We start from the raw sequence: 26,212 nt of genomic DNA, 5'->3' as shown, positions 1-26,212 counted from the left end.
AGTGTTGCAACGCACACTGCAATCGGCGCTGCCCTTATCGCGTTTGATTGACCACGCGAATCTGCGTCAACCCTACCCGCTCGGCCTGCTCCAGAATTTCTTCCGGGGTGGCGTCTGCCGTGGGCATCAGCAAACCGTTTTCGGCATCGCCCAAATGCAACTCCAGTAGATGCATGGCCGCTTCATGCTCGGCCAGATGGGTTTCTTTGAGTTCGAAGGTGTGGCTACGCGGCTCGCCGTTGAACAGGTATTCCAGGGTATAGGTGTGCATGCGGATATCCGTCAGTGGTTGAATGGACGACTTAATATCCTGACGAGCCGGTCAGCTTTTAGTTCAACCGAATCACAATGTAGCCCCTTGTGGCGAGGGGATTTATCCCCGCCGGGGTGCGCAGTGCCCCTCTCTTAAACGCCCAAAGGCAACGGCCGATCCTGCACCACCCGCTTCATCACCAACGTCGATGTCAGCCGCTGCACATTGGGCAACGTCGACAGGCTCTCGTCGTACAAACGCTGAAACGCCGGCAGATCCTCAGTGATGACGTGCAGCAAATAATCAGGCTCACCAAACAGCCGTTGCGCATCCACCACGTGTGGAATCTCCACCAGCGCCGTCTCAAACGCTTCGACAGCCTGACGATTGCCCTCGCGCAGGGTGACGAACACCATCGCGGAAAAGTTGAGGCCCAGCGCAGCAGGATCGAGTTGCGCGCGATAACCCAGCAACACCCCCGACTCCTCCAACGCCCGCACGCGGCGATGACAGGGTGAAAGGCTCAACCCGACGCGATCCGCCAGTTCAGTCACCGACAACCGACCATCCTTTTGCAGCTCAGCAAGAATATTGCGATCAATTCTGTCCATTCAGTAAAACCTTCCAATTTGCGACGCCACAACGATCATCTTTGAAAGAAGATTCTAGCCGGTTTTCATTATTCTTCCTTGGCACAAAACACTGTTCAGGAAGCAACGATGATCAAAACCACCTCCAATCAACGACCCTGGGTGACGCCATGACTTTGAGCATGTTTGCCGCGTTCTGGGCGGTGTCGATTCTATTTGTCATCACACCGGGTGCCGATTGGGCGTACGCGATCTCCGCAGGCTTGAAGCATCGCGTCGTTATGCCTGCCGTGGCGGGGCTGTTGTCCGGGCATTTGCTCGCAACCGTCATTGTCGCGGCGGGTGTCGGCACACTGGTCGCCAATCATCCTCTGGCCTTGTCGGTGCTGACGGTGGCCGGCGCCGGTTATCTGCTGTGGTTAGGCGCTAATCTGCTAGCCCGCCCTCCCACGCCGCACGCTGATGCAAGCCAGAGCACTGATTCGTGGGCGCGCTGGGCCTTCAAGGGCTTTTGTGTCAGCGGGTTGAATCCGAAAGTGTTCTTGCTGTTTCTCGCGCTGCTGCCGCAATTCACCAGCACCGCCGCAGCTTGGCCAGTGCCTGCGCAGATGATCGCGCTCGGGCTGGTGCACACCGTCAGTTGCGGAGTGATTTATCTGCTGGTGGGTTTCGGCTCGCAAGTCGTGCTTCAGGCCCGTCCGGCCGCCGCACGCGTGGTCAGTCGATCGGCCGGGGCGATCATGATCGTGATCGCGCTGGTGCTGCTGATTGAACAACTGCGTGCCTGACCTATCCTTCGAGCCAATGCCTATTCAAGGAAGCCTATGAAAACGCCGAGAGAACGTGCCGCCGAGGGCCTGAAGGTCGGAGACAGTTTCAGCGTTGTCCGCTGTTTCTCCTACGACGATATCCAGCAATTTGCGCAGATCTCGCGGGATTACAACCCGGTGCACTGCGACGCTGAATACGCGCAATTACGCCGGTTCAAGGCGCCCGTCGCCCACGGCCTGCTGACGGCCAGCCTGATGACCGAGATTGGCGGGCAGATTGGCTGGCTGGCCAGTGGCATGAGTTTCGAATTCAAGCGCCCGGTGTACGCCGAAGAACAGATCACCTGCCAGTGGTTGATCACCGACATTGCTGAGCGCGGGCACGCGAGAGCCGAGGTCAGCGTCGTCAATGGCGAAGGCGTCACTGTACTGCTGGCGACAACCACCGGTGTGTTGCCCGGCGCGCCGGAGCGGGAATGCCTGAAGCGCATGTTGGCAGAAGGTGATCCAAGCAACCGCTCGCGCCAGACCCGATGATCGAGCTCAACGAGGTTCCTGCATCGGACAACCATTGTGCTCCGCGCGAAACCCGGCCGACATTTCATAGGCCGGTTTACGTACCCGCATGACTCCGCCCAACGGCCGATGCGCAGCCAAACCATGCCACGGGCTGAACGACATACCGTCGTCAATTGCTTCGACGTTGTCGCTGGCCCAGGCGTCCTGCGCATCGACTTCGATTCGCGCGACGGTGAGGTAAGGGCTGAGTTTCTCCGGCCACTCGACCGAGGCGTCTTCGATCGGCATTTTCTCAAGGTCTGTGGCCAGTTGTACGCGCACCTCCCACACCCCCGAGTTCTGCGCGAAATACGCTTTGACCGCTGCGCGCAGGCCATCGGGGTTGTCGGCAAAGTCGACGTGCTGATGAGTCAACGCCGTCAGTGAGGGAGAAATCGGCACGACTGCAATTTTCGCGTAGTAAGCGCCATACAGGATCGGGGCGACCGTGCTGAAACTCTCGCCGAGAATGTGCGTTTGCGGGTGGCCGCCGAGACTCTTCAGCGTGCCACTTTCGCCGCCGGCTGACTCAATCGCCGCCTCAACACCGCGCAGTAATGCAGAAAACGCTTTCTTCAGACCGGGCGCTTTATCGGTCGTCTTCGCCAGCAACTTCAGCGATTTGAGAAATGCTTTAGGTGTGGCCGACGTAAAGGCTTTGGCGTTGATCATCACAAAATCCTGCGTCACCGTTCCATCGCTGCCCGGCAGCCGCGGGCCGTCAACGCCAATGACTTTCAGTGCCAAACCGCGCGGGGTCGACACCTTGTCATCAAGAATGTCGCCCGGATTGGTCGAGAAACGCAAAACCACCGGCAACGTTCCCGGCGTCGCAAAGGCGCCTTGAGCAAGTTCGACCGGCAGATTGTCGAGCACCGTGATCCGCCCCCGCAGCACGCCATGGGCTTTGGCGTGAACGCTGCGCGTGGCGTGTCCATTGTCCTTGAACGTGGTTTCCATAATGGAATGCAGCGCTTTGTTCAGTTCCTCGATGGTCTGTGCCTCGTCGTCGGGGATCTGCTCGAAAGCAGGCTCGAATGGCAACGGCCTGGCGGCAATGCTCACTACTGGAAGGTCATTCATGGAAGGTCTCTCCGCTCGATCGAATAGCGAAAAACGCCGGCCGTAATACAGCCGGCGAAGGCAACGCGTGGAGCGTCAAGCCGCTGGTTTGAGTACCACTTTTGTCCAGCCGTTATCACGCGCATCGAAGTGCTTGTACGTTAGCCAGACGACGGAAAAATTCGTCGGCGCAGACTTATCTGTCAGGGGAGCAAGAACGTATGTTCAATCGAGTGAGCGGCAAGACGACGGACGGTCAGCGACGATACTGAACGTCGAAAACAATGAATTATTTGAGGATGGTGCTTTCTATTTCCGCGCTCGCTGCCCGGTTCAAAAAAGCACTGCGGCAGCTTCGCGCATGAAAATCTCGACGGTTTTGGGCCCGATCCCTTCGAATTCACCCAGACGTTTTTCGAAGGCCTGACGATCGGCGCTCGCCTCAACGATATTGCCGATCTTGCCGTCGTATTCGGCGTTGAGCTTGTGCGCCAATGCGAGCAACCGCGATGCCGTTGATTCGTCGTAACGCACGTAGTGAGCCTGGCCGAGCATCACGACCAACTGTCGATGGCTGCAGTGCGCCAGTTTCTGCGGCGTATCGCGCTGGTGCTGCTCAACGATCACCTGATAGGCCTTGGCAGCGATAGCGCCCTGAATTCTCTTACCCATCAAGAAACTGGCGAGCAGCCATTTGAACAGGGCCGTTTCTTCACCACCCTGCAGGTCGATGTTCAACTCGTGTGCGCTGATTGCTTTGTTCACCTGTCTGGCCCTTTGCGATATCTCTCAGTCAGCATCTAGACCCGACACGACTGCGAACGATCCAGTGGCGAGAATCGGTGAAGGAACCCTTATTCGTGCAGGACACCTAAGGTTTAACTACAGGAAGGTGGTCAAGCCCAAATGCATAAACCGTACTGTGCCAGGAGGATATTTTGGCTGATCTGGATTGGGTGCAATGGCCAGCGATGGTCGTGACCGTTCTCGCCGCATGGCTGATCGGGTCGCAGCGACCGGCAAAGCGAATGTTCGGCTTTATCTGCTTTAGCCTGAGCAATGTGTTGTGGGTGATTTGGGGCGCCTATGCCGGGGCGTACGCGTTGATCGTCTTGCAGATTTGTCTGTTTCTGATGAACCTGCGCGGGCTGAGGAAAAACGCGAAGGGCAAGGAAAACCAACAAGCTCAAGACTGACGGTGGCCGTCGAAATTCTTCTTGAAGCCTCGGGCATTCATCCCCAAAAGGATGCACTCAAGGAGGATCAGCGCGTAGGCGTCGGCGTGCAGCCCCCAAATCACCCAGAGCGCATTGCTGAGGATGAATCCCCAGAAAGCGATCATTCGCCGATAGGCTCGTTGCGATCCGATAAACCAGGCAGAGGCTACCGTAATGACCATGGCCGGCCACTGCATCCAATCGATGTACTGCAATTTCCGCTCCCGCCTACATTCGCGTCAAAGAGAAACACCGGTACTGACTTGTTGATCAAGCACAGGCACGGCCAGTGACGTACTCAAATTAGCCAGGTACTCACCAAATCCGCCGCGACACTTGTAATCCTTGCGAGCGCTGGTGACCACCGGGTTCGTCGCTGTCCAGACGATATGAGCACCAATCCGCGTGAGATCACCCACCAGATGGACGTCTTCGTGGGCAGTGAGATGCTGGAACCCGCCCGCGTTTCGGTAGGCCTCGGCACTCAGACCGAGATTGGCACCGTGGATGTGCCGATGGTTTTCGATGAACTGATAATGCTCCAGGTACTTTGAGCGAACCGACTCACCGTGCTCGTTCCAGCTGTCCACCTCGACGGTGCCACAGACGGCATCGGCCTTGAATTCAATCTGCCGTGCCAGCCAATCGGCGGGCACGGCGGTGTCGGCATCGGTGAAGGCAAGCCATTTCGCGCCAGCGGCCAGCAAGTGCTCTGCGCCGGTGGCTCGCGCCTTTCCCACGTTCTGAAAAGAGGCCACGATCGTGCTCACGCCCAGCGCTGAAACGATCCGCCCGGTGTGGTCAGTGCAATCGTCGAGGACGACCACTACCGAGACCGACTGGCCCGCCAATGCAGGATGTTCCGCCGCGAACAGAACCGACTCAAGACAGGCCCTGATATGGCGCTCTTCATTATGTGCAGGGATCACGACACCGATCATTAACGCTACCTCCGGCTATCAGAGTTACAGGCTCCTGCAGTCGACCGGTGGCTAAGCCATTAGGTTTAAAAAATCGCACAAGTGTCCGCGTCGGCGACCGCCAGTCATTTGTGTCCCTGAATCTATGAACTTACGTTCGCCGTTCCTCCTCTCCCACTTACCATCCAGCTGAAGCGGGTAAGACGTCATGAGAGCACTCACTTATCACGGCGCGCACAGCGTCAAAGTCGACACGGTTCCTGATCCGGTTATCGAGCAAAGCGACGACATCATCCTGCGCGTGACCGCGACGGCGATCTGCGGCTCCGACCTGCATCTGTATCGGGGGAAAATCCCGACCGTCGAGCACGGCGACATTTTCGGCCATGAGTTCATGGGCATCGTCGAAGAGACGGGGTCAGCGGTGACTGCCGTGCAGCCGGGCGACCGCGTGGTGATCCCTTTTGTGATTGCCTGTGGCAGCTGCTTTTTCTGTCAGATGGATTTGTTTGCCGCTTGCGAAACCACCAACACCGGCCGTGGCGCGATCCTCAATAAAAAAGCCATTCCTTCCGGAGCGGCGCTGTTTGGATACAGCCATATGTACGGTGGCGTGCCCGGCGGCCAGGCAGAATACGTACGCGTCCCCAAAGCCAACACCGGGCCGTTCAAGGTGCCGGGCACCCTGTCGGACGAGAAGGTTTTGTTCCTTTCCGACATCTTGCCCACCGCTTGGCAGGCGGTCACCAATGCAGACATCGGACCGGGTTCGAGCCTGGCGATCTATGGCGCCGGCCCGGTGGGTCTGTTGAGCGCCGCGTGTGCGCGGATGCTCGGCGCCGAGCAGATTTTCATGGTCGACCACCACCCCTATCGCCTCGCCTATGCGCAGAAAACCTATGGCGTGATCCCGATCAATTTCGATGAGGACGATGACCCCGCCGACACCATCATCCGCCAGACCAAGGGCATGCGTGGCGTTGACGGTGCTGTGGATGCGGTGGGTTTTGAAGCGAAAGGCAGCACCACCGAAACCGTCCTCGCCACCCTCAAACTCGAAGGCAGCAGCGGCAAAGCCTTGCGCCAGTGCATCGCCGCCGTTCGACGTGGTGGCATTGTCAGTGTCCCGGGCGTTTACTCAGGGTTCATTCATGGCTTTCTGTTCGGCGACGCGTTCGATAAAGGCCTGACCTTCAAAATGGGCCAGACCCACGTTCATCGCTTCCTCCCGGAACTGCTCGGGCACATCGAAACCGGCCGGCTCTCCCCCGATGTGATCATCAGCCATCGCATGTCGCTCGAACAGGCTGCCGAGGGCTACAGGATTTTCGATAAACGTGAGGAGGATTGCCGCAAGGTCATTCTGACGCCAGGCGACAGCCACATTGCCTTGCCCGAGCTTGATGACGGCGTTGCGGTTCTGGCTACGTAAGCTTCATTCAGCGGCTAAAAAAGGAGCAGAGGATTCAGAGTTTTTGCGAGTCCTCTGGTTCCTTTTTTTAAGCAGTTTGCGTTGATTTCGCGGCGCTGGTATCCGCGTCGTTCGCATCGTAAAAATTCTTGGAATTTTTTTCTCTCGACACCACTCATTGGCGTATGAGCGTAAGGAGTAACTCATGAGCCAGACAGACATTTTCGTCATTGAATACAAACTTCACGGGCAGCCGAAGTCTTTCGTCATACGCGCGAAAACCATGCGCAATGCCGATGCCTGGCATTGGGCGAGTTGTGATGCCGGCATCGCGCCGATTCCGAAAGCGGGCAAGCCGCCATTGAAAGTCGTATCCAAGCCTCAGGCCGAGCGATTCGGCGTCACGGAGGTGAAGTGGCGTGAAACGGCGACCGTGGACTGGACAGAGGCTTGAGCTTTATGCGGCAGACCAGAGAGGTGGACTGCGATGCTTAAACAAATCGGCAACACACACATCCGCGTCGATCACCGCGCCAGCTGCCACTGTGGCGCGGTGATTCTTGAGCTGCATCTGCCTGACGGTCTCCCGGCCCCGCACCGTTGCGATTGTTCGTTTTGCAAACGCAAAGGCGCGGTCGTGGCGGCGGTTCCGGCGGTGGACTTAAAGGTGATCCGGGGCGAATCGGCGCTCCGGACCTACCAGTTCGGCAAGCACGTAGCCGAGCATTTTTTCTGTGGCAACTGCGGGATCTACACGCACCATCGACGCAGCACCAACCCGCAAGAGTTCGGCATCAATGTCGGCTGCCTCGAAGGGGTAAACCCTTACGAACTGGACGATGTGCCTGTTGCTGAGGGTGGGGTTTGGCAAACACCTTGATTGGAAGCAAAGGAGGATGCTACTCATCGGTCGGTCGAGAACCAGAATGGAATCTCACCCTGAGGACATACGGACATGAGCACACGAAAAATATTAGTCACGGGTGCTGCCGGCAAGATCGGCAGCGCCTTCTACAAAGCGTATGGCGATGAACTGGTTCTGCGCTTAGCCGATATAGACGTATCAAAACTTGCCGATTCCAGCGAACGTTTCGCCCTCGACATCACCGATTTATCCCGTTGCCATGAAGCCTGCGAAGGCATCGACACCGTCATTCACCTGGCGGCCGATCCGAATCCGGACGCGGATTTCATAACCTCCGTCCTGCCGGTGAATATCGTTGGCACCTACAACATGCTGCTCGCCGCGAAGACGCAAGGCTGCAAGCGCTTCATCTTCGCCAGCAGCGCTCAGGCCATCGAAGGCTACCCCAAGGATGTACAAGTCCACGAAAACATGGCGCCCCGGCCCGGCAATCTTTACGGGGTCGGCAAAGCGTTCGGCGAAGCACTGGCATCGCTGCATGCCAACGACGGTGCGATGACCACCGTCGCCGTGCGCATTGCCAACGTAAACGAGTTTCACCCGGGTGAAGCGCACAGCCACAGGGACGTTGCGGCGTTTATCAGTGTGCGGGATGTCGTCGCGTTGCTGCGCGATTGCGTGGAAAGCGAGCTGAACGGATTCCACGTTGTCCATGGCGTTTCGGACAATCGATACAAGCGTCTTTCGATCGATGAAACGCGAAAAGTCGTCGGCTATGCGCCGCTGGATGATGCTTTCAAGATTCTTGAGGGCAAATGACGCGCGCTAACCCAACGCCGTATCGAGAAACATCATCACCCCAAAACCGAGCATCAATCCAAGGGTCGCGGGCGTCTCGTGACCATTGCGATGGGTCTCCGGAATGACCTCATGGGACACCACAAAAATCATCGCGCCAGCCGCCAGACCAAGAGCGATCGGATACCCCAACGCGAAGCTGCTGGAAACGCCCAGACCGACGATGGCGCCGATGGGTTCCATCAGACCTGAAGCGACGGCAATCAGCGCCGCTCGCAATGCCGAAAGCCCCGTTACACGCAGTGCCAGCGCAACCGCCAGCCCCTCGGGAATATCCTGAATGGCGATGGCGGTTGTCAGCGGCAACCCCACCTGCATGTCGCCGTTGGCGAAACTCACACCAATCGCCATGCCTTCCGGCAGGTTGTGCAGAGTGATTGCCAATACAAACAGCCAGACTCGATTGATGCGCTTCGCTTCAGGCCCGCGCCGACCGCTTTTTTCGTGTTCGTGCGGCACGAAGCGATCCAGTCCGACCATCAGCGCCACGCCCAGCGCCAACCCGGCCACCACCACACAAGCCGCCAGCAACTGATTGCCGCACAAGGCCTGTGCCGCTTCGATGCCCGGCAGAATCAGCGAAAAAGAACTGGCGGCAAGCATCATGCCGGCCGCGAACCCAAGCATGATGTCTTGCGTACGCGCAGCAATGTCGCGCAACGCTATCGCCACCACCGCCCCTAATGCGGTGGCGCCAAATCCGGACAGCCCGCCCAGAAAAGCAAAATAAAGATTCGCCTTGTTGGCGCCGACAAATGCGCCATAGCCGCTGACCATCAACAAAACAGCCACGCACGCCAGCGCTAGCCAGAAGGCGCGACCTCCCCAGCCAGCGTTTGTGAGATGGCTAAACCAGTTTCGTGAAGACGTTTCGGAAGGCGTTGCAGGTTCGGACATCATTCCCACCATTCAATGTGTTTTCACTGATCAATCGACGATCATTGCCCCCGGCAAGGAGGCCCATTGCGGGCCTCCGGTTCTCCGCGATCAGGAGGTGCCCAAGCCTTGGGAAAGATCGGCGGACGGGGCTGCCGATGTTGCAGTCGAGGAGTCTGAACGGGCGGCGACAGCCTCTTGTTCAGTGGTTTTCGTCACGGTATCGCGAACTGCTTCGTAGCCTTCCTGCGCCTGCTTTTTGACTTTATCGACCAGCCCGGCGCTGGTGCGCCCCATCATGCGCTGCTCGGTGCTGGTGGTTGGCAACGCGGCACCGAGCAAGGCGCCCAGTGCGATGCCGGCGGCGGCGACTACCAAGGGTTGTTCCTTGAGCAATTGATTGAACTGCTGACCCAATACCTGTGAGTTGCGCGCTAACCGATCACCGGCATCGTGCATCGCATGGCTGAGGTTTTCACTGGCGGCACCGACGTTGTCGCCCAAGTGCGCGGCTTTGCCTTTCAGCGATTGGTAACCTTCTTTCAGCGAATCGGCCGTCTGGTGCAAATGGTCGCGCGCACTGTCGATACCGTCCGCCCATTCCCCGGTCCTGTCCTGATCGGGCCCGGCCCGATAGACCGGTTGCAGCACCGGCGGCCGGTTCTGGCTCATCATCAGCCACAGCAGACCCACCGAGGTCAGCACCGCAGGCACGGGGTTGTTGCGCACGCTGGTGCCGAGGTTAGTGATAAACGTCGAGCCATTGTTTTGCATCAGGCCCCAGGCCTGGTCGAACATCTGACCGGGGGTGAACTTGCTTTCCAGCTGGTCGACGATATTGCCGATGCTGGCGCGCTGCGCGTCGATTTCCCGTTCGATCTGCTCGGGACTTTTTTGCGATTCGATATCCAGTTCAGTGTTCATGAGACTTTCCTCCGCAGCGCTTCCTGATCTTTGTTCAGAGCGTCCAGCGTCCGGTCAGGTTTGAAATGGGACGCCTCGAATTGTTTTTTGCCGGTTTGCAACATGGCGAAGCCGATGATCATCACCACAACACCGACGATCAACGCTGCCAGCCACGGCGCCATGAACAGGCTCAAAGCGTAGACCGCCGACATCAGCAGGATGATGAAACCCGCCAGAAAAACGATTGCACCGCCCGCCACTGCTGCAATGCCGGCCTTCAGCGTGGTGAGGCTGGTTTGCAGCTCGGCCTTGGCCAAGGCCAGTTCCTTGGTGAATAACGCGGGCACTTCGCGGGACAGCTGTCGAAGCAGACCGACGACCGAAGCGTCGTCTGGTTGCGCAAGAGGTCTTGTGCCCGGCAGATCCGGATCGTCTCTGTTCATCACAGTTCTCCTTTCGCGACTGGCGCAACGGGGGTCGGTGCGGGCGACGTTTCATAAGGCCGATGGGCGCCATAACCGTCTGATGGCGGCATGGAAGAACTGCCTGCTGCCGGATCGTGATGGCCGCTGACGGTGACCGCCGCGCCCGTGCCGGCCTTGAGGAATCGCGATAATCCGAACCCCACGGCAATGCTCCCGGCAATGAACAGCGCGGGATTGCTGCGCGCCAGATCCGCCGCATCGTGCAAGAGCTGTTCGGCACTCTTGCCGCGAAGATTGCCGGCCAGCCCCGTCATCGACTCCGCCATGTCGCTGAGGTAGTCGGACATGCCCAGTGAGTCCTTGTCCTCCAGTTCCGACACAAAGCTTTTCGCACCTTGCGCCAATGCCTCGATCTGATCGGCGGCGGTGTCGCGATATTGGCCAAACTGCGCATCGGCTTGATGCCTCGCGCCGCCCAACGCCTCGGTGACCTCTTCCTTTAAATGCTCAAAGTCGTGCTCAGGCATGCTGCCTGCCGGATCGCCGGTCTGAGATCCTGCTCTGCTGTCTGAAGTATTCATGTCGTCCCTCGCCTTCTGAATGAAAACGTTTAACGGGACTGCGCAGCAAGGATTGCCCTGAGCCCCTCACTGCAGAGGACGGGGGAGTTTGACGCAGAGTTCAAAGAGGATGATGGGCGACCTGCAAGAAGGTTTTCCAGCAGCGACGGTCGCGCGCAAACATGGCGACGAGCGGTCTAAATGTAAAAAAGAATTTCAAGAACTGGCTGCGGTCAGACTCGTTACATTCAACGAGAGCTCGCACTCATGACTTTTGCACGTTTCTGCCAAGGCCTTTCAAACTGGGCCGGCAGCTCGAAAACTTTTCTCCTCGCGATCATCTTGATTGGGGTTTGGGGACTGACCGGGCCTTACTTTCACTACAACGATACCTGGCAACTGATCATCAATACGTCGACCACCATCATCACCTTCCTGATGGTGTTTCTGATCCAGAACACACAAAACCGCGACAACGACATTTTGCATCTGAAGATTGATGAACTGATTCGCGCGACCACGGCGGCGCAGAATGCGACGTTGGGGCTGGATAAAATGGGTTCACGGGATCTGCGCAAACTGCGCGATCGCTATAGCTCGCTGGGTGAGCGTCACCAGGTCAATCTCGATCCTGAAGCGCATGAAGCGTTTGTTGATGGCGTGCCAGTACAAGCTGCCGCCGCCGAAGTGGAGCCGGGTGAGACCCAACGCTGACGCAGCGGTTTTGAAGCGCGCCCCGGAATGTGTGCATGACATTACGAACTGTGGGAGCGGGCATGCTCGCGAAGGCGGTGAGTCATTTAACAATGCATTGACTGGGCTGACGCCTTCGCGAGCAGGCTCGCTCCCACAGGGGTTGGGGCGTGCCCGGGGTTTTGTGTACGGCAGAAAACTTGTAGGAGCAGAGCTTGCTCGCGAAGGCGGTGGGTCATTCAACAATGCATTGCCTGAGCTGACGCCTTCGCGAGCAAGCTCAGCTCCTACAGGGGTTTGGGGCGTGCCCGGGGTTTTGTGAGCGACAAAGAAACCTGTGGGAGCGAGCTTGCTCGCGAAAGCGGTGGGTCATTCAACTATGCATTGCCTGAGCTGACGCCTTCGCGAGCAAGCCCGCTCCTACAGGGGGGGTGGCGCGTGCCGGGGTTTTGTGTACGGCAGAAAACTTGTAGGAGCAGAGCTTGCTCGCGAAAGCGGTGGGTCATTCAACTATGCATTGCCTGAACTGACGCTTTCGCGAGCAAGCTCGCTCCCACAAGGATTTGGGGTGTGCTCCGGAATTTTGTGAGCGACAAAGAAACCTGTGGGAGCGAGCTTGCTCGCGAAAGCGGTGGGTTATTCAACAATGCATTGACTGGGCTGACGCCTTCGCGAGCAGGCTCGCTCCCACAAGGATTTGGGGTGTGCTCGGGACTTTTTGTAAGGCAGAAAACTTGTAGGAGCAGAGCTTGCTCGCGAAAGCGGTGGGTCATTCAACTATGCATTGCCTGAGCTGACGCCTTCGCGAGCAAGCTCAGCTCCTACAGGGGTTTGGGGCGTGCCCAAGGTTATGTGAGCGACAAAGAAACCTGTGGGAGCGAGCCTGCTCGCGAAAGCGGTGGGTCATTCAACAATGCATTGACTGGGCTGACGCCTTCGCGAGCAGGCTCACTCCTACAGGGATTTGGGGTGTGCCGGGGGTTTTGTGTATGGCAGAAAAACTTGTAGGAGCAGAGCTTGCTCGCGAAAGCGGTGGGTCATTCAACAATGCATTGACTGGGCTGACGCCTTCGCGAGCAGGCTCACTCCTACAGGGATTTGGGGCGTGCCGGGGGTTTTGTGTACGGCAGAAAACTTGTAGGAGCAGAGCTTGCTCGCGAAAGCGGTGGGTCATTTAACACTGCACTGACTGGGCTGACGCCTTCGCGAGCAAGCTCGGCTCCTACAGTGAACAACGGGTGTCTGAGGGGGATTTGGCTCGGCATAGTTTTTATGCCTGAAAGGCATTGCTGTCCCAAGCTATGCGTTGTCGCACATATGCCCAAAGCGACTAACCAGCACATTTTTAATTATTTTATTTCTGCGTGTGTACGCCGCTATACCTGCGCCTTCGATCCGGCACCTCGCTGGAATTTGCAGGAGCATCCGTGTGAGTCGAACGACGTCGTTTAGCAGAACTTCCCTTCCGAAAGCCGCGCTCACCCTCGCCGCTTTACTCGTTTCCAGTCTGGTGCTGGCCGATACGGTCAAGGAAATCCGTATCGCCGTGCCTGACATCAGCGCCGGGCCGACACCCAGCGGCGCCGGGATTGTCGACGTATTACGCGATCGGCAAACCCTGGAAAAGGAGTTCGAAAAGGACGGCATCAAGATCCGTTGGGACTTCTTCAAAGGCGCGGGGCCGGCGATCAATGAGGCCTTGGCCAACAACCAGGAAGACTTCGCTTACCTCGGCGACTTGCCAGCGATCATCGGCAAGGCCGGTGGTCTCGACACGCGTTTGCTCAGTGCGACGGCCCGTGACGTCAAACTCTATCTCGCCGTACAGCCGGGCTCGGGCATCACCACCCTCGAAGCGCTGAAAGGCAAACGCGTCGCTATCTTCCGAGGCACCGCCACGCAACTTTCGTTTGCCTCTGCACTGGCGCACCAAGGCTTGAAAGAGAGCGACTACAAAGTCGTCAACCTCGACTACAACGCCGCCAACGCAGCACTTGCCGCCAAGCAAATCGACGCGACCTGGTCGGGTGCCGGCGTGATTGCGCTGAAGGCACGCGGCCTCGCTGAATTGCCGCTGACCACCGTCGACCTCGATGGCGCCGGCAGCATGCAAGCCGTGCTGTTAGGCCGTGGCGCCTTTGTCGACGCACATCCAGAACTGGTCGCGCGCCTGATCAAGGCGCAACAACCCGCCATCACCTGGCTGCGCAACGACGACCACAAACAGGACTACATCAACCTGGTTTCAAAACTCGCCAGCTTCCCCGCAGACATCCTCACCACCGATGCCAAAGACCAATCGCTGGTAAAGATTTTCGCCCCGCAGCTCGACGCGCCGTTCCTCGACAACTTGCAGCGCAGCGTCGATCTGGCGCTCCAGGCGAAACTGATCCGCAAAGGTTTTGAAGTGAAAACCTGGGCCGAGCCGCGCTTCATCGAGGCTGCCCTGCAACACACCGACACCGCTTCGCAAACCCCACAAGCCAGCCGCTAAAACAAGGACTCTCCATGACCACGTTGTTCATTTTCCCCGGTGCCTGCTCGTTCGCTGCCCATGTCGTGATCCACGAATTGCAACTGCCCATCAGCGTCGAGCGCGTGACCCTCGGCGACCCGAACTCGCCGTATCGCCAGATCAACCCGACCGGCCGTGTACCAGCGCTGTTGCTGGATAACCAGACGCTGCTCACCGAAAACACCGCGATCCTGCCGTACCTCGCCGACCTCAAACCCGGCACAGAATTGTTCGCACTGGCAGGTTCAGTCGAGCGCGCGCAGATTCAAGGCTGGCTCGGTTACGTGGCGACGGAAGTACACGTTGGCGCGTTTCGCCCGATCAATCGCCCAGAGCGTTACAGCGCTGACGAAAGCGCATTCCCCGGCATTCGCCAACGCGCGCTGGAACAACTGAGCAACGCACTGAAACCGATCGAAGCGCGACTGGCGCAAACCGAGTATCTGGTCGGTGATCGTTTCACCGTGGCGGACGCCTACCTCGGCGTCTTCCTTGGCTGGAGCGCTCGCGTCGGTGTGCTCAACGATTTCCCTGCGCTGCAGGCCGCACTCGGTCGCTTCCGCGCGCGGGAATCAGTGGTGCAGACCTTGGCCGCCGAAGGCCTCGCCTGAATCACCCCGAGGACGGATAACCGAATACGCCGGAGAACCACCATGCCAAGCACCGATACCATTGCCACCTGGGCCCAAGTCATCGCCCGCACGCTGGAAGCACAGGGCATCGACGCCGCCCCGCTGCTGAGCGAGGCCGGTATCAGCCGTTGTCATCTGCATGACCCTGATCAGCGCATTGCCCTCCCCGCCATGAGCGCATTCTGGCGGGCGGCGCGGCGCATCAGTGCTGACGAATGCTTCGGCCTGCAAGTGGCGCAGTACAGTTATCCGACCGACTTTCACGGGTTGTTTTTCGCCGCGCAAAGCAGTTCGACGGTGATTGAAGCGTTGCAACGGGGCGTGCGTTACGCCCCGGTGATCACCACGTCGGCGGCAATGAGTCTGGTGCGCGGGCCGCACACCACGCGCATGGTTTACGGCGTGGCCGACGGCGCGGAGGTGGAGCAGATCGCCACCGAAGCGTCGATTGCCTGCGCGGTGCGCTTCACCCGGCAAACCTGGGTGGATTTGCCGATCGTGCACGGCGTGCGCCTGGCCCGCCCGGCCCCACAAGATCCGCTGCGCTGGACACGTTTGCTCGGTTGCCCGATCCGCTTCGACGCCGGCGAAAATGCCATCGAATACAGCAACCGCTGGCTGGATGCGCCGCTGACCACGGCCAATCACGCCGTGGCCCAAGGACTCGACGGCGTGCTCAACGACTACCTCGAACGGCAACGACGCCTGAATCTGCCGGAGCGGGTTCGCGCGGCGATTATTCGTTACTTGCCTCTGGGTGAAGTTCAGCAAAGTCGCGTCGCCGACGAGCTCGGCATGAGCGTGCGCAATCTGCATCGGCACTTGCTCAAACACGACAGCAGTTTCAAGGCGTTGCTCGACGATTGCCGGCGACAACTGGCGTTCAGTTACCTGCGCCAGACCGACTGCTCAATCAACGAAATCTGCTATCGACTGGGCTTCAATGAGCCGAGCAGTTTCAATCGCGCGTTCCGTCGCTGGACGGGCGAAAGTCCGGGCAAATGGCGGCGTGATGATGTGCCGTTGCAACCTCAACGTTACGTGCCACGGCCCACTGTTTTCGCGGCTGAGCGAGCACTGTCGATCGCGGTTTGAGTCACTTGTCTGCGCCGGACCATAGGTTGTCCGCGCAGGCCCCTTTTCCCACCTTCACACGCTCTAGCATGGCACTCCTACCGAGCCCGACCGATTGCGTCGCGCGGCAAAAAAAGGAGCTATGCGTCCATGCTTTTACGTTACTCGGCCACCACGGCCCATCGCCTCAAGCCCCTGAGCTTTTCCTTATGGCTGGCGCTGCCCGGTGTCCTCTGCTCGACCCAGAGCTTCGCCGCAGATGAACCCGAAGCGTCCACACCGACGGCAACTCAGGCCGACAACTCAGCACCAAGGCTTGAACAGGTCACCGTGACCGCGCGCCGTCGCGAAGAACAGTCGCAAGACGTACCGACGCCGATCACCACGCTCAGCGGCGCCAACCTGGAAACCCAGCGCATCTACAAGATTCAGGATCTGCAACAGGCCTTGCCGAGCGTCAACGTCGCTTATGTCCATGCGCGGGTTTCCAGTTTTGCCGTGCGCGGGATCGGCAACAACCCGGCCAGCGATGGCCTCGAAGGCAGCGCCGGGATTTATCTGGATAACGTCTATCTCGGCCGTCCCGGCATGGCCGCGTTCGACATGCTCGACGTTGAGCAACTGGAATTGCTGCGCGGGCCGCAAGGCACGTTGTTCGGCAAAAACACCACGGCGGGCGTGCTCAACATCACCACCCGTGGCCCGACATTCACCCCCGAGCGCAGCCTCGAAGTGTCGGGTGGGCAGGACGGCTACTTTCAAGGCAAAGGCACAGTGTCCGGGCCGTTGACCGACACCCTCGCCGGTCGCCTGTCGTTCTATCGCACCCGCGATGACGGCTACCTGAACAATCGCCACGACGATCGCACACTGCTCGGCGGTGAGCGCGAAGGCTTGCGTGGGCAATTGCTGTTCAAACCCAACGACGATTTCAGCCTGCGCTGGATCAACGAATACAACAGCGAAAACTCCAGCAGCGGCAGTAGCGTGATTTACGGCGCGGGGCCCGTGTTTTGGCGCCGCGCGGCACTCGTTAGCGCGAATCCGCAGGTGGGCGAGAGCAACATCGATGGCCGCCAGAACGTCAGCGTGCACCAGAACGCCAGTTCCGTCGAAGCCAACTGGAACCTTGCCGGCGGCTACACGCTGACCTCGATCAGTGCTTATCGCAGCTGGCACTTCAACCCGGCCAACGACGCCGACCAATTGGAAGTCCCGGTGATCAACGACTTCGGCTACGAAGTCCACGACCGCCAGTTCTCGCAGGAAGTGCGCCTGGCTTCGCCTAAAGGCGAGTTCTTTGATTACGTGGTTGGCGCCTACGCGTTCAAGCAAGACCTCGGCAACCGCATCTTCACCGACCTCGGGCCGCTGGCGGATCTCAACCTGATCGGCGCCAATCTCAATGCGCTGAACAACGTCAGCAGTAAGGTCAACGGCAAGATCGACACCGAGAGCTACGCGCTGTTTGCCCAAGGCACTTGGCACCTGACCCAGCGCCTCGATTTCAGCGCCGGCATCCGCGGCACCTATGAAGAGAAAGAGGCCAACGTCAAGCGCTTCGCCCCTGTGGGTGGCGGCACGCCGGTGGTGATCCCGGGCGTGGTCGATGGCAACGCGATCCGCGCCGGCCAGGTCGGCGCCTACGACACCGGCGACCTGCACCTGTACAACGCCGCACCGTCGTTTCTGGCCAGCTTGAGCTACCACTTCAGCGACGATGTGTTGGGCTACACCTCGTTGTCCCACGGCGAAAAATCCGGCGGTGTAAACCTTGCGGTCGGCTCGGCTCCGAGCGCTGGCGCTGAGTCATTGCTGGTCGGCCCGGAGCGGGCGAACGATGCGGAACTGGGGATCAAAAGTCAGCTGTTCGACCAGCGTTTGCAACTCAACGCGAACGTATTCTGGACGGGCGTGAACGGCTATCAAGCCACCACTTACTACCAGCCGCCGGGCTCGTTGACCGGTTACCAATTGCTGACCAACGCCGGCACCGTGCGCTCACGCGGACTCGAATTTGAGGCCACCACCGTGCCGGTTCGCGGGCTGACGCTGAACGTCAACGGCTCGTTCAACGACGTCACCTATCTGTCGTTCAAAGACGCGCCCTGCCCCTCGGAAAACCCCGGCCAGACCAACTGCGACCTCAGCGGTCAGCGTGTGGCCGGCGCCTCACGCTGGATCGGCAACATCAACGGCGAATACAAGTGGCCGCGCATTGACCGCATCGAACCTTACGCCACCGGCAGCTATGCCTATCGCTCCGAGAGCGAAGGCACCCTCGACAACTCCGACCTGGCGAAGATCGACGGCTACGGCCTCGCCAACTTCTCGGTCGGCGCGCGCATGGACTACGGCGACGGTTTGCTGGACGCCTCGCTGTGGGTGAAAAACGCCTTCGATCGTGAGTATTACCTGGCTGTTGGCAGTGGTTCCAACGGTCTTTACACCGCCTCGCCAGGCCAGCCGCGCACTGCCGGCCTGACCTTGCGCTATGACTTCTGAGGACACTATGACAACAGCAAAAATGAGCCTGGGCGCGTTTCTCATGAGCAGCGGCCACCACCTCGCCGCCTGGCGCCATCCGCGTGCCTGGGCCGGCGGCGGACTGGATTTCCAGCACTTCAAAAACCTCGCCACCACCGCCGAGCGCGGCAAGTTCGATGCGATATTTTTCGCCGACAACCTGGCCTTGATGGGCTCGCCGGAACTTGGCCAGTTCACCACCGCTGGCGATGTCTTCGATCCACTGGTGCTGCTCTCGGGTCTGGCAGCAGTGACCGAGCGCATCGGCCTGGTGTCGACGGTCTCGACCAGCTACAACGAACCTTATTTACTGGCGCGCAAGTTCGCCTCCCTCGATCACTTGAGCGGCGGGCGCAGTGGCTGGAATCTGGTGACCTCGGCGACCGATCTGGAGGCGCTGAATTTTGGCCGCGACAAGCATTTCGAGCACGGCGACCGTTATCAGCGCGCTGAAGAGTTCATCGATGTTGTCACCGGCCTGTGGGACAGCTTTGAAGACGACGCTTTCATCCGCGATAAATCCAGCGGCGTGTTTTTCCAGCCGGACAAACTGCATGTACTCAATCACCACGGCGAAAATTACCGGGTACGCGGGCCGCTGAACATTCCGCGCACGCCACAGGGTTACCCGGTGCTGATTCAGGCCGGCTCCTCGGAACCGGGCAAGGCCTTGGCCGCGCGCACCGCTGAAGTGGTGTTCACCGCACAACAGACCCTGAGCAACGCCCAAGCCTTTTACGCCGACGTCAAAGGTCGCCTCGCCGGCTACGGCCGCCGTCCTGAGCAGTTGAAAGTCATGCCGGGGATCTCGCCGGTGATTGGCCGCACGCAAAGTGAAGCGGAAGACAAATACCAACAGTTGCAGGATCTGGTCGAGCCACGGGTTGGACTGGCGATGCTCGCGGGCATGGCCGGCGGTTTCGACCTGTCGGAATATGATCTGGACGGCCCGTTGCCGGAGCTGCCGCAAAGCAATTCGATGCAGAGCCGCCAGGCCTTGTTCATCGATCTGGCGCGCCGGGAAAACCTGACAATTCGCCAGTTGTACCTGAAAGTCGCCGGCGCGCGCGGCCATCACACCGTGATCGGCACGCCGAAAACCATCGCCGACACCCTTGAAGAATGGTTCGTCGGCCAGGCTGCCGACGGCTTCAACATCATGCCGCCGTTCCTGCCGGAAGGTCTGGATGACTTCGTTGACGGCGTGGTGCCGTTGCTGCAACAGCGCGGGCTGTTCCGCACTGAGTACAGCGGCAGCACGCTGCGGGATCATCTGGGATTGCAACGGCCGGGCAATCGTTACCAGCGTTAAGCCGGTAGCGATGGCTCCATGAAAAATCCGTGCATTGGATCTTTCCTTGAACGACGGTCGCCCTAGACTGGTTTCTTTCTCAGGACTCACCTGACAAGGAAACCCGTCCAGTGCGCAACTTTGATAACCAACCCGATTTAAGCGGCAACACGCTGCAACTGCGACCACTCGCCGACAGTGATTTTGAAGGCATGCTGCTGGCGGCGAGTGACCCGCTGATCTGGGCCGGCCACCCGGCCACGGATCGCTATCACCGACAGGTCTTCGCGCCCTACTTCGCCGCGCGTCTGGCCAGTGGCAAAGCCCTCGCCGTGATCGAGATTGCCTCCGGGCAGATCGTCGGCATGTCGAGCTACTACTCGCCGCCCGACCAGCCTGACGCAATCGCCATCGGTTACACCTTTCTGACGCGGGCGAAATGGGGCGGGCTGGCCAATCGCGAGCTAAAGCGATTGATGCTGGAGCATGCGTTCAAGGCGTACGACATCGTCTACTTCCACGTCGCGCCTGATAATCTTCGTTCGCAAAACGCCATGCTCAAGCTGGGCGCAACGCATTTGTATGACGCCGAACTGGATCTGTCTGGAGTGCCTGCGATGTGCAAATGTTATGGGCTTTCCAGCACGCAATGGGGCTAGCCTGCGCTTTGCCAATCAACGACGGCTGATCACGGTCAGTCGTTCTTCTCTGCTCCCTTCTCCAAACATATGAAATTCCAGAACCCAGCCTACAAACATATGAATTTTTATCGATGTTTGCCTGGCTTAAGCTCCCTTCACTCCTCATGAAGGAGGCCGTTTCGTCGGTACGCCTGAGACAAGGCGATCCTAAAAATAATGTGTCTGCCGACCAAGGAATTTCTTATGTCCGCCCTGCTCGCACGCTGCCGTGCCTGTCATTGCGCGCTCTCCAGCGCCAGCGCTTCAATGGGAGGCCGACAATGACCTCGCCTCTTTCCCGCCCAAACGCCGACGAATCGTTGCTGCACAGCCAGGGCTATGCCCAGGAACTGCATCGCGGTCTGTCATTGTGGTCTTCATTTTCTGTCGGGTTCGCTACCGTTTCGCCGGTGGTGGGCATTTATTCGGTGATGTCATTGGGCGCGATGAACGCCGGGCCGTCCTGGGTCTGGATCGTTCCGCTGTGCCTGGCGCTGCAGTTTCTGGTGGCGCTGGTCTATGCCGAACTGGCCTCGCAATACCCGCTCGCCGGCGGTTGCTATCAATGGGTTCGGCGACTGGCGGGCGATCGCTGGGCGTGGTTCACCGGGTTCATGTATCTGGCCTCGGCATTGGCTTCCTTGACCACTGTCGCCTACCTGGGCGGTTTCTGGTTGTGGCTGTTTTTTACCGGCGCGCCGCCATCGGCGAATGCCCAAGTGTTCAGCGGCGCCGTGCTGTTGCTGCTCGGTTTGGGGGTGAACCTGTTCGGCATCAACCCGCTGAAGTACTTCGTCAACGCCGGGATCATTGCCGAGGCGATCGCCTCCATCGGCATCGGCGTGTTGTTGCTGTTGTTCTTCCGTAACCATTCGCTGTCGCTGGTGTTTGAAGGACTGACCTCCAGTCAGGGTGGCGACGGCTCGTACCTGCCAGGATTTCTGACGGCGATGGCGGTCGGTGGCTGGGCCTTCCTCGGGTTCGACGCCTGCTCGCAGGTGTCCGAAGAAACTGCCGATGCGCGGACGTCGACGCCACGGGCGATTTTGCGCTCGATGATTCTGGTCGGCCTCACCGTGATGCTCACCGCATTCGCCGTGACGCTGTCGTTTACCGACACCGCAGGCATGGTCTCCGGGCAAATCGTCGACCCGGTGACACCTGCTGTCGTTGATGCCTTCGGTAGCTGGTCGGAACGACCTTTCGTGAGCATCGTGTTGGTGGCGTTCATCGCCTGCATCGTCTCGGTGCAGACCTACATCGGTCGCGCCGTGTTCGGCATGGCCCGCGACTCAATGCTCCCGGCGTCGGCCCTGTTGCGCAAAGTCGACAAGCGCAAAGTGCCTTTCGCGGCGATGGTTTTCAGCACCTGTTTCGCCAGTCTCGGTCTGGCGCTAGGCCTCAACGCAACGGCGGTTGGCACGTTGATCGCCTTCGGCAGCGGCGGCTTTTTCATGGTGTTCCTGATTGTCGTCAGCTGCGCCCTGCTCGCTCGTCTGCGCGGCCAATGGAAACCCGAGCCCGGGACTTTCAGCCTTGGTCGCTGGGGTCTGCCGGTCAATCTTGCGGCGTTCTTCTGGCTGGTGTTTGAAAGCATCAACGTCGCTTGGCCACGGGAGTCGCTGGCGCCTCCGGGTGCGCCATGGTTTCAGGTGTGGGCGGTGATTCTGGTGTTCTCGATCCTCGCGCTGCTGGGCCTGATCTACCTGTTCCGCGCCAAGCCTTATCTGCGCAGCAGCCTGCAACTGCGCACCGAATAAACCCCCGCTTTGTCATGCGGGGCCCTTGCGCCCCGCGAATCTGGAGTTCAGATGTCTTCTCTTCATTACTGGAATTACCCCACCGAAATTTTCTGCGGGCCCGGCGCGCTGGATGTGTTGGCCGAACGCTGCAAACTGTTGGGAATGCGCAATCCGCTGCTGGTCACCGATCCGGGGATGCTGGCGCTGGAACCTATGGCGCTGATCAAAGCGCATTTGCAGCACGCCGATATTGCCTTCGCGGTGTTCAGCGACATCGACAGCAACCCGAGCCTGAATGACGTCGCCCGAGGCGTGGCCACTTTCAAGGCTGGCCGGCATGATTCGCTGATTGCTCTGGGCGGCGGCAGCGCGATGGACGCCGCCAAGGGCATCAGCCTGGCATCCGTCGATGCTCAAGGCCTCGAGCAATATCAATGGTCGAATGTCATAGCCAGTTACCCGACATTGGCTGACTTTCCGCACCTCGATCTGCCACGTCTGATCGCGCTGCCCACCACGGCGGGCACGGGTTCGGAGCTTGGTCGCGAAGCGGTGTTGACCCTCAGCGAAGAAAACATCAAGCGTGTGGTCAGCCACCCGGAATTACTGCCGGCCTGCGTGATCCTCGACCCGGTGCTGACCCGTGGCCTGCCCGCCGCACTGACCGCCGCCACCGGCATGGACGCGTTAACCCATCACATCGAAGCTTTCTGTTCGCCGCTGTATCACCCGATGTCTTCCGGTGTCGCGGTGGAAGGTATTCGTTTGATTCAGCTGCACTTGTGCAACGCACATCGCGATGGCCAGAACATGGTTGCCCGCGAAGGCATGTTGATCGCTTCGGCCATGGCCGCGGTGGCATTTCAGAAAGGTTTGGGCGGCGTGCATGCCCTCGCCCATCCGCTGGGCGCGCGTTATCACAAACACCACGGGTTGCTGAATGCGATCCTGCTGCCCTACGTGTTGGTCGCCAACCGTCAGGCAATCAGCCAGGACATCGCGCGACTGGCCCGCTATCTGGAGTTGCCGCAGCCTGATTTCGACGGTTTTCTCGATTGGGTCTTGCAGCTGCGCGAGCAGTTAGGGATCGCCCACAGCCTGGGCGAGATGGGTCTGGACACCGACGCGGCGGATTGGGTTGGCGAACAGGCGCTGGCCGATGTTTCTTCATCCGACACCAACGCCTGTGTCCTCAGTGCCGCCGACTACACGCAAATCTTCCGCAACGCCGTGCAAGGCGTGCTGCCGAGATAAAACTCACAAACCGTGCTCAGCCAGCAGATCTGCGATAAAGGCACGCACGGCCTCGCTTTGCGGGTGCCCGACGTGGGTGATCATGCTGTGCTGCACGTCATAACGCAGCGTCTGCGGGTGCAGCGCGCGCATCTTGCCGCTCTGTAACCATGGCCGCGCGTAGTGCGCAGGCAAATAGCCCAGATGCGTCCCGGCGAGCACGCCATGGGCCACCGCCTCCATATGGTGCGCGGTGGCTGAAGCGCGATCCGGCGCAATGGGCAGCACCTGATCGGCCGGCAAGAAACCATGGCAAATCCAGTCACTGGCCTTGAGCTGTTCCAGCGTCGGCGCCTCGACGGCGAACAGCGGATGCGCCTGCCCGCAGAAGATACCGATCTCCTCGCTGTACAGCGGCTGGTAATTCAAGGTCGGTAAAGGACGGCTGAAATAGGAAATGGCGACGTCCAGTTGCCCGTCGATCACCGCGCGTTCGAGCTCTATCGGCGAGTTCACGAAGATATGCAGGTGCATGTCGTGTTCGCGCTGATAAAACCGTGCAATGGCCGCGTCGATGCGCGCGGTCGGCAGGGTCGCGATATTGTCCGCCAGCCCCAGATACAGATCCCCGACCAGACGCCCGGATAAATCCTGCGCCTCATCACGGAAGGCATCCACCGCACCAAACAGCGCCGCTGACGCCTTGAGAATCCGCTGACCTTTTTCGGTCAAGCGAAAGCCGCCCTTGCCGCGCTCGCAAATCCGGTAGCCCAAACGTTTTTCCAGACTGGAAATATGCGTGCTGATGTTCGACTGACTCATGTTCAGCTCAGCTTGCGCAGCGGTGAAACCACCGCACTTCACCACGATGGCGAAAATCCGCAGCAGGCGTAAATCCATGTCCGTAATGTTTCTGATCACCGGGGTGTCCTGTTCAACGATTTCTTGCGACGTTGCGGGGATCAAGTTTCCATTGCGACGGGCGCCGTCGGCAAGCGTATTGAGGGCCTGAGGACGCTGAGGCTCCCATGCCGCTCAAGAACCTCTCAAATCATTGCTTGTGCAAATCCCCCGGCTTCCACACTTTGTCGAAGAACGCTTTGGTCGGGCCGTACAGGCGCAGAATCACGAAGTAGCCTTCGCCCGGCAGGGTTTTGATCCAGTTTTTACCGGCGCCGGGCGAGTCCGGGCCGAAATGCACATCGATCGAACCATCGGCATTGGCGACCGGTTTGTCCATAGTATTGATCGATGGAAACGGCTGGCCGTTGTCCAGGCCGGACGCGGTGATCGAGTCGTACGCGGTGACCGACCAGAACAAGGCTGCGGGGATACCTTTGGGCAGGTTCAAAGTGTAGCTGTTGCTGCCGGAAAGGAATTCACCCTTGGCATCGACGAACGTGGCCGGGTACTTGGCGCCGACGTTTTCCATGTTCACGGCCATGCCCGGGCTGGCGGAATAGGCGTTGGTGAAGAAGCCGGTGCGCGGGTCGATGTAGTTGAACGTGTCGGCGGTAAACGTCGCGTTGCCGGGGAATACATTCAGCCACTTGCGATCCGGGTACCACGTGCCGTTGGCGACAATCGTCTGCGGCGTGTAAGAGATCGCATGGCCGATCTTGCTGGCGGTTTTCGCCGCTTTGTCGAGCAGGTCACGGCTGGCCTTGTCGGGCTGGAACGGCTTGCCCTTGATGATGCCCAGTGCGGCGAGCACGCCACGCATTTCCATGTCCTGCGGGTCGACGTATTCGTGTTCGATAAACCGCGACAGCATGTCGAAAGCGCTGCCATCGGTGGGGTACAGCATGTTGACCGGGGTGTTCGAGGCGTTGGGGAACACCATCGCTTTGGCCGTGGCCTGTTTACCCAACGGATAGATGCGGGTTTTCTCCATGACCGCGACCGGCGCATCGAGCTGTTTCGGATCTTTGAAGAAGCCACGCCAGAACACGAACACGCCGTACGTTCGCGAGCGATACGTCAGATAGCCCGGCGGTACCTCGCCCTTGAAATCCGGCGGCAGCACCAGATATTTGGCGCCCTGCCCTTTGTCCGGCCCCGGCAGACCGACATCGCCACACCACTGGCGACCCTCAATCTGGCCCTCGGAGCAAATCGGCCGCTGGAAGAAGTCATCCAGAATGCCCTGCAAACCCGGCGGCACTTCGATCACCATCGGGCCGTCCTGCTTGAGATCCAGATAGCCCATGGCGTAGATCACGTCGGAGTTGGGCGTGGTCACGCGGGTCTTGGCGTTGAGGCGATCCTTCCAGATCGGCAGCACGTTGTAACCGGCGCCGAAAGCTTTCTCCGAGCCCTCTTTCATGGCGTACATGTTCAACACCGGCAGAGCCCAGATGTACGACTGCACGGCGCGCTGGAAGAGCAATTCGTTTTGCAGCTGCGCCACGCCTTCGAGCGTCGGGTAACCGCCAGCGAACGGCAGGTCGGCCAATTGCTGGTAATGGCTGGCGGCCTGGGCGCTGGCGCTGATCGAAACGGCCAGACTCAGCGCTGTCAGTGATTTTGCGAACGTGTTCATCGTAAACGTCCTT

At 59.4% G+C, this 26,212-nt stretch carries 28 protein-coding genes; 16 read left to right on the top strand and 12 right to left on the bottom strand.

Annotated features, from left to right (window positions below; translation table 11 throughout):
• Positions 1–34: 34 nt before the first annotated feature.
• Positions 35–271 carry a hypothetical protein gene (locus AD669_RS11255; protein WP_053119685.1) on the bottom strand — a complete coding sequence of 79 codons (237 nt, stop codon included), beginning with the start codon at positions 269–271 and terminating at the stop codon, positions 35–37.
• Positions 272–405: 134 nt separating this feature from the next.
• A complete protein-coding gene (locus tag AD669_RS11250; RefSeq protein WP_053119684.1) occupies positions 406–864 on the bottom strand; it encodes an Lrp/AsnC family transcriptional regulator in 459 nt (152 codons plus the stop codon).
• Between the two features lie 149 nt (positions 865–1,013).
• On the opposite strand from AD669_RS11250, the gene AD669_RS11245 reads away from it, so the two are divergent.
• A complete protein-coding gene (locus AD669_RS11245) occupies positions 1,014–1,631 on the top strand; it encodes a LysE family translocator (RefSeq protein ID WP_053119682.1) in 618 nt (205 codons plus the stop codon).
• A gap of 36 nt (positions 1,632–1,667) precedes the next feature.
• Positions 1,668–2,150 carry a MaoC family dehydratase gene (locus tag AD669_RS11240; RefSeq protein ID WP_053119680.1) on the top strand — a complete coding sequence of 161 codons (483 nt, stop codon included), beginning with the start codon at positions 1,668–1,670 and terminating at the stop codon, positions 2,148–2,150.
• A gap of 6 nt (positions 2,151–2,156) precedes the next feature.
• Here AD669_RS11240 and AD669_RS11235 read toward each other — a convergent pair whose 3' ends face one another.
• Together AD669_RS11235 and AD669_RS11230 are read right to left on the bottom strand one after the other, a co-directional pair.
• Positions 2,157–3,254: a catalase family protein gene (locus tag AD669_RS11235; RefSeq protein ID WP_053119678.1), complete on the bottom strand. Its 1,098-nt coding sequence runs from the start codon at positions 3,252–3,254 to the stop codon at positions 2,157–2,159.
• A 312-nt stretch (positions 3,255–3,566) separates the two neighbouring features.
• Positions 3,567–3,998: a DNA methylase gene (locus AD669_RS11230; RefSeq protein ID WP_053119676.1), complete on the bottom strand. Its 432-nt coding sequence runs from the start codon at positions 3,996–3,998 to the stop codon at positions 3,567–3,569.
• A gap of 206 nt (positions 3,999–4,204) precedes the next feature.
• On the opposite strand from AD669_RS11230, the gene AD669_RS11225 reads away from it, so the two are divergent.
• Positions 4,205–4,429 (top strand): hypothetical protein, encoded by a 225-nt coding sequence (locus tag AD669_RS11225; protein WP_371262373.1) that lies wholly within the window; start codon positions 4,205–4,207, stop codon positions 4,427–4,429.
• Here the strand turns inward: AD669_RS11225 and AD669_RS11220 are convergent.
• Both AD669_RS11220 and AD669_RS11215 read right to left on the bottom strand, forming a co-directional pair.
• Complete coding sequence (locus AD669_RS11220) at positions 4,420–4,665, bottom strand: hypothetical protein (protein WP_053119674.1); 246 nt, start codon at positions 4,663–4,665, stop codon at positions 4,420–4,422. The two genes, AD669_RS11225 and AD669_RS11220, sit on opposite strands and share 10 nt — an antisense overlap.
• 24 nt (positions 4,666–4,689) lie before the next feature.
• Positions 4,690–5,391 (bottom strand): glycosyltransferase family 2 protein, encoded by a 702-nt coding sequence (locus AD669_RS11215; protein WP_053119672.1) that lies wholly within the window; start codon positions 5,389–5,391, stop codon positions 4,690–4,692.
• A 187-nt stretch (positions 5,392–5,578) separates the two neighbouring features.
• Between AD669_RS11215 and AD669_RS11210 the strand changes: the two genes are divergently transcribed.
• The 4 genes from AD669_RS11210 to AD669_RS11195 all read left to right on the top strand — a co-directional run bounded on the left by AD669_RS11210 (position 5,579) and on the right by AD669_RS11195 (position 8,465).
• Positions 5,579–6,802, top strand: a complete 1,224-nt coding sequence (locus AD669_RS11210; RefSeq protein WP_053119670.1) for a zinc-dependent alcohol dehydrogenase — start codon at positions 5,579–5,581, stop codon at positions 6,800–6,802.
• 184 nt (positions 6,803–6,986) lie between these two features.
• Positions 6,987–7,235, top strand: coding sequence for a DUF6555 family protein (locus AD669_RS11205; RefSeq protein ID WP_053119668.1), 249 nt, complete (start codon positions 6,987–6,989; stop codon positions 7,233–7,235).
• Positions 7,236–7,268: 33 nt separating this feature from the next.
• On the top strand, positions 7,269–7,661 hold the full coding sequence (locus tag AD669_RS11200; protein ID WP_053119666.1) for a GFA family protein: 393 nt from the start codon (positions 7,269–7,271) through the stop codon (positions 7,659–7,661).
• Between the two features lie 75 nt (positions 7,662–7,736).
• The gene (locus AD669_RS11195) at positions 7,737–8,465 is read left to right on the top strand and encodes an NAD(P)-dependent oxidoreductase (RefSeq protein ID WP_053119664.1); all 729 of its coding nucleotides are present in this window, start codon (positions 7,737–7,739) and stop codon (positions 8,463–8,465) included.
• 6 nt (positions 8,466–8,471) lie between these two features.
• Here AD669_RS11195 and AD669_RS11190 read toward each other — a convergent pair whose 3' ends face one another.
• From AD669_RS11190 to AD669_RS11175, 4 genes are all read right to left on the bottom strand, one after another.
• Positions 8,472–9,401 carry a ZIP family metal transporter gene (locus AD669_RS11190; protein ID WP_053120443.1) on the bottom strand — a complete coding sequence of 310 codons (930 nt, stop codon included), beginning with the start codon at positions 9,399–9,401 and terminating at the stop codon, positions 8,472–8,474.
• Between the two features lie 90 nt (positions 9,402–9,491).
• A complete protein-coding gene (locus AD669_RS11185) occupies positions 9,492–10,304 on the bottom strand; it encodes a DUF3618 domain-containing protein (protein ID WP_053119662.1) in 813 nt (270 codons plus the stop codon).
• On the bottom strand, positions 10,301–10,729 hold the full coding sequence (locus AD669_RS11180; RefSeq protein WP_053119660.1) for a phage holin family protein: 429 nt from the start codon (positions 10,727–10,729) through the stop codon (positions 10,301–10,303). The genes AD669_RS11185 and AD669_RS11180 overlap by 4 nt, the downstream gene beginning before the upstream one ends.
• Positions 10,729–11,292 carry a hypothetical protein gene (locus AD669_RS11175; protein WP_256218846.1) on the bottom strand — a complete coding sequence of 188 codons (564 nt, stop codon included), beginning with the start codon at positions 11,290–11,292 and terminating at the stop codon, positions 10,729–10,731. The genes AD669_RS11180 and AD669_RS11175 overlap by 1 nt, the downstream gene beginning before the upstream one ends.
• Before the next feature lie 246 nt (positions 11,293–11,538).
• Between AD669_RS11175 and AD669_RS11170 the strand changes: the two genes are divergently transcribed.
• The 9 genes from AD669_RS11170 to AD669_RS11130 all read left to right on the top strand — a co-directional run bounded on the left by AD669_RS11170 (position 11,539) and on the right by AD669_RS11130 (position 23,678).
• Positions 11,539–11,985, top strand: coding sequence for a low affinity iron permease family protein (locus AD669_RS11170; RefSeq protein ID WP_256218845.1), 447 nt, complete (start codon positions 11,539–11,541; stop codon positions 11,983–11,985).
• Positions 11,986–13,393: 1,408 nt separating this feature from the next.
• Positions 13,394–14,458 (top strand): ABC transporter substrate-binding protein, encoded by a 1,065-nt coding sequence (locus AD669_RS11165; protein ID WP_053119658.1) that lies wholly within the window; start codon positions 13,394–13,396, stop codon positions 14,456–14,458.
• A gap of 14 nt (positions 14,459–14,472) precedes the next feature.
• Positions 14,473–15,090 (top strand): glutathione S-transferase C-terminal domain-containing protein, encoded by a 618-nt coding sequence (locus AD669_RS11160; RefSeq protein WP_053119657.1) that lies wholly within the window; start codon positions 14,473–14,475, stop codon positions 15,088–15,090.
• 42 nt (positions 15,091–15,132) lie between these two features.
• Positions 15,133–16,206: an AraC family transcriptional regulator gene (locus tag AD669_RS11155; RefSeq protein ID WP_053119655.1), complete on the top strand. Its 1,074-nt coding sequence runs from the start codon at positions 15,133–15,135 to the stop codon at positions 16,204–16,206.
• Positions 16,207–16,335: 129 nt separating this feature from the next.
• Entirely contained in the window at positions 16,336–18,690 is a 2,355-nt protein-coding gene (locus AD669_RS11150; protein WP_053119653.1) for a TonB-dependent receptor, read from the top strand.
• Between the two features lie 7 nt (positions 18,691–18,697).
• Entirely contained in the window at positions 18,698–20,023 is a 1,326-nt protein-coding gene (locus AD669_RS11145) for an LLM class flavin-dependent oxidoreductase (protein ID WP_053119651.1), read from the top strand.
• Positions 20,024–20,133: 110 nt separating this feature from the next.
• Positions 20,134–20,661, top strand: a complete 528-nt coding sequence (locus AD669_RS11140; RefSeq protein WP_082341424.1) for a GNAT family N-acetyltransferase — start codon at positions 20,134–20,136, stop codon at positions 20,659–20,661.
• A 302-nt stretch (positions 20,662–20,963) separates the two neighbouring features.
• Positions 20,964–22,442, top strand: coding sequence for an APC family permease (locus tag AD669_RS11135; protein WP_053119649.1), 1,479 nt, complete (start codon positions 20,964–20,966; stop codon positions 22,440–22,442).
• 51 nt (positions 22,443–22,493) lie between these two features.
• Positions 22,494–23,678 carry an iron-containing alcohol dehydrogenase gene (locus AD669_RS11130; protein WP_053119647.1) on the top strand — a complete coding sequence of 395 codons (1,185 nt, stop codon included), beginning with the start codon at positions 22,494–22,496 and terminating at the stop codon, positions 23,676–23,678.
• Between the two features lie 3 nt (positions 23,679–23,681).
• On the opposite strand, the gene AD669_RS11125 is transcribed toward AD669_RS11130, so the two are convergent.
• Together AD669_RS11125 and AD669_RS11120 are read right to left on the bottom strand one after the other, a co-directional pair.
• Positions 23,682–24,578, bottom strand: a complete 897-nt coding sequence (locus tag AD669_RS11125) for a LysR family transcriptional regulator (protein WP_053120439.1) — start codon at positions 24,576–24,578, stop codon at positions 23,682–23,684.
• 130 nt (positions 24,579–24,708) lie between these two features.
• Complete coding sequence (locus AD669_RS11120) at positions 24,709–26,199, bottom strand: DUF1254 domain-containing protein (protein ID WP_053119645.1); 1,491 nt, start codon at positions 26,197–26,199, stop codon at positions 24,709–24,711.
• Positions 26,200–26,212: the final 13 nt, after the last annotated feature.

The organism is Pseudomonas sp. P1.31, assembly GCF_001269815.1.
GTDB classification, from domain to species: Bacteria; Pseudomonadota; Gammaproteobacteria; order Pseudomonadales; family Pseudomonadaceae; genus Aquipseudomonas; species Aquipseudomonas rustica.
The sequence above is the reverse complement of the archived record's forward strand: the minus strand, read 5'-3'. Positions and strand labels throughout refer to the sequence as shown.

What these genes read in the sequence shown, in the direction of transcription:
- AD669_RS11130 (WP_053119647.1), top strand. Translation starts at nt 22,494, where the DNA reads ATGTCTTCTCTTCATTACTGGAATTACCCCACCGAAATTTTCTGCGGG.
- AD669_RS11145 (WP_053119651.1), top strand. Translation starts at nt 18,698, where the DNA reads ATGACAACAGCAAAAATGAGCCTGGGCGCGTTTCTCATGAGCAGCGGC.
- AD669_RS11135 (WP_053119649.1), top strand. Translation starts at nt 20,964, where the DNA reads ATGACCTCGCCTCTTTCCCGCCCAAACGCCGACGAATCGTTGCTGCAC.
- AD669_RS11210 (WP_053119670.1), top strand. Translation starts at nt 5,579, where the DNA reads ATGAGAGCACTCACTTATCACGGCGCGCACAGCGTCAAAGTCGACACG.
- AD669_RS11250 (WP_053119684.1), bottom strand. Translation starts at nt 864, where the DNA reads ATGGACAGAATTGATCGCAATATTCTTGCTGAGCTGCAAAAGGATGGT.
- AD669_RS11155 (WP_053119655.1), top strand. Translation starts at nt 15,133, where the DNA reads ATGCCAAGCACCGATACCATTGCCACCTGGGCCCAAGTCATCGCCCGC.
- AD669_RS11255 (WP_053119685.1), bottom strand. Translation starts at nt 271, where the DNA reads ATGCACACCTATACCCTGGAATACCTGTTCAACGGCGAGCCGCGTAGC.
- AD669_RS11190 (WP_053120443.1), bottom strand. Translation starts at nt 9,401, where the DNA reads ATGTCCGAACCTGCAACGCCTTCCGAAACGTCTTCACGAAACTGGTTT.
- AD669_RS11170 (WP_256218845.1), top strand. Translation starts at nt 11,539, where the DNA reads ATGACTTTTGCACGTTTCTGCCAAGGCCTTTCAAACTGGGCCGGCAGC.
- AD669_RS11200 (WP_053119666.1), top strand. Translation starts at nt 7,269, where the DNA reads ATGCTTAAACAAATCGGCAACACACACATCCGCGTCGATCACCGCGCC.
- AD669_RS11185 (WP_053119662.1), bottom strand. Translation starts at nt 10,304, where the DNA reads ATGAACACTGAACTGGATATCGAATCGCAAAAAAGTCCCGAGCAGATC.
- AD669_RS11175 (WP_256218846.1), bottom strand. Translation starts at nt 11,292, where the DNA reads ATGAATACTTCAGACAGCAGAGCAGGATCTCAGACCGGCGATCCGGCA.
- AD669_RS11180 (WP_053119660.1), bottom strand. Translation starts at nt 10,729, where the DNA reads ATGAACAGAGACGATCCGGATCTGCCGGGCACAAGACCTCTTGCGCAA.
- AD669_RS11235 (WP_053119678.1), bottom strand. Translation starts at nt 3,254, where the DNA reads ATGAATGACCTTCCAGTAGTGAGCATTGCCGCCAGGCCGTTGCCATTC.
- AD669_RS11195 (WP_053119664.1), top strand. Translation starts at nt 7,737, where the DNA reads ATGAGCACACGAAAAATATTAGTCACGGGTGCTGCCGGCAAGATCGGC.
- AD669_RS11240 (WP_053119680.1), top strand. Translation starts at nt 1,668, where the DNA reads ATGAAAACGCCGAGAGAACGTGCCGCCGAGGGCCTGAAGGTCGGAGAC.
- AD669_RS11225 (WP_371262373.1), top strand. Translation starts at nt 4,205, where the DNA reads ATGGTCGTGACCGTTCTCGCCGCATGGCTGATCGGGTCGCAGCGACCG.
- AD669_RS11120 (WP_053119645.1), bottom strand. Translation starts at nt 26,199, where the DNA reads ATGAACACGTTCGCAAAATCACTGACAGCGCTGAGTCTGGCCGTTTCG.
- AD669_RS11215 (WP_053119672.1), bottom strand. Translation starts at nt 5,391, where the DNA reads ATGATCGGTGTCGTGATCCCTGCACATAATGAAGAGCGCCATATCAGG.
- AD669_RS11245 (WP_053119682.1), top strand. Translation starts at nt 1,014, where the DNA reads ATGACTTTGAGCATGTTTGCCGCGTTCTGGGCGGTGTCGATTCTATTT.
- AD669_RS11205 (WP_053119668.1), top strand. Translation starts at nt 6,987, where the DNA reads ATGAGCCAGACAGACATTTTCGTCATTGAATACAAACTTCACGGGCAG.
- AD669_RS11150 (WP_053119653.1), top strand. Translation starts at nt 16,336, where the DNA reads ATGCTTTTACGTTACTCGGCCACCACGGCCCATCGCCTCAAGCCCCTG.
- AD669_RS11160 (WP_053119657.1), top strand. Translation starts at nt 14,473, where the DNA reads ATGACCACGTTGTTCATTTTCCCCGGTGCCTGCTCGTTCGCTGCCCAT.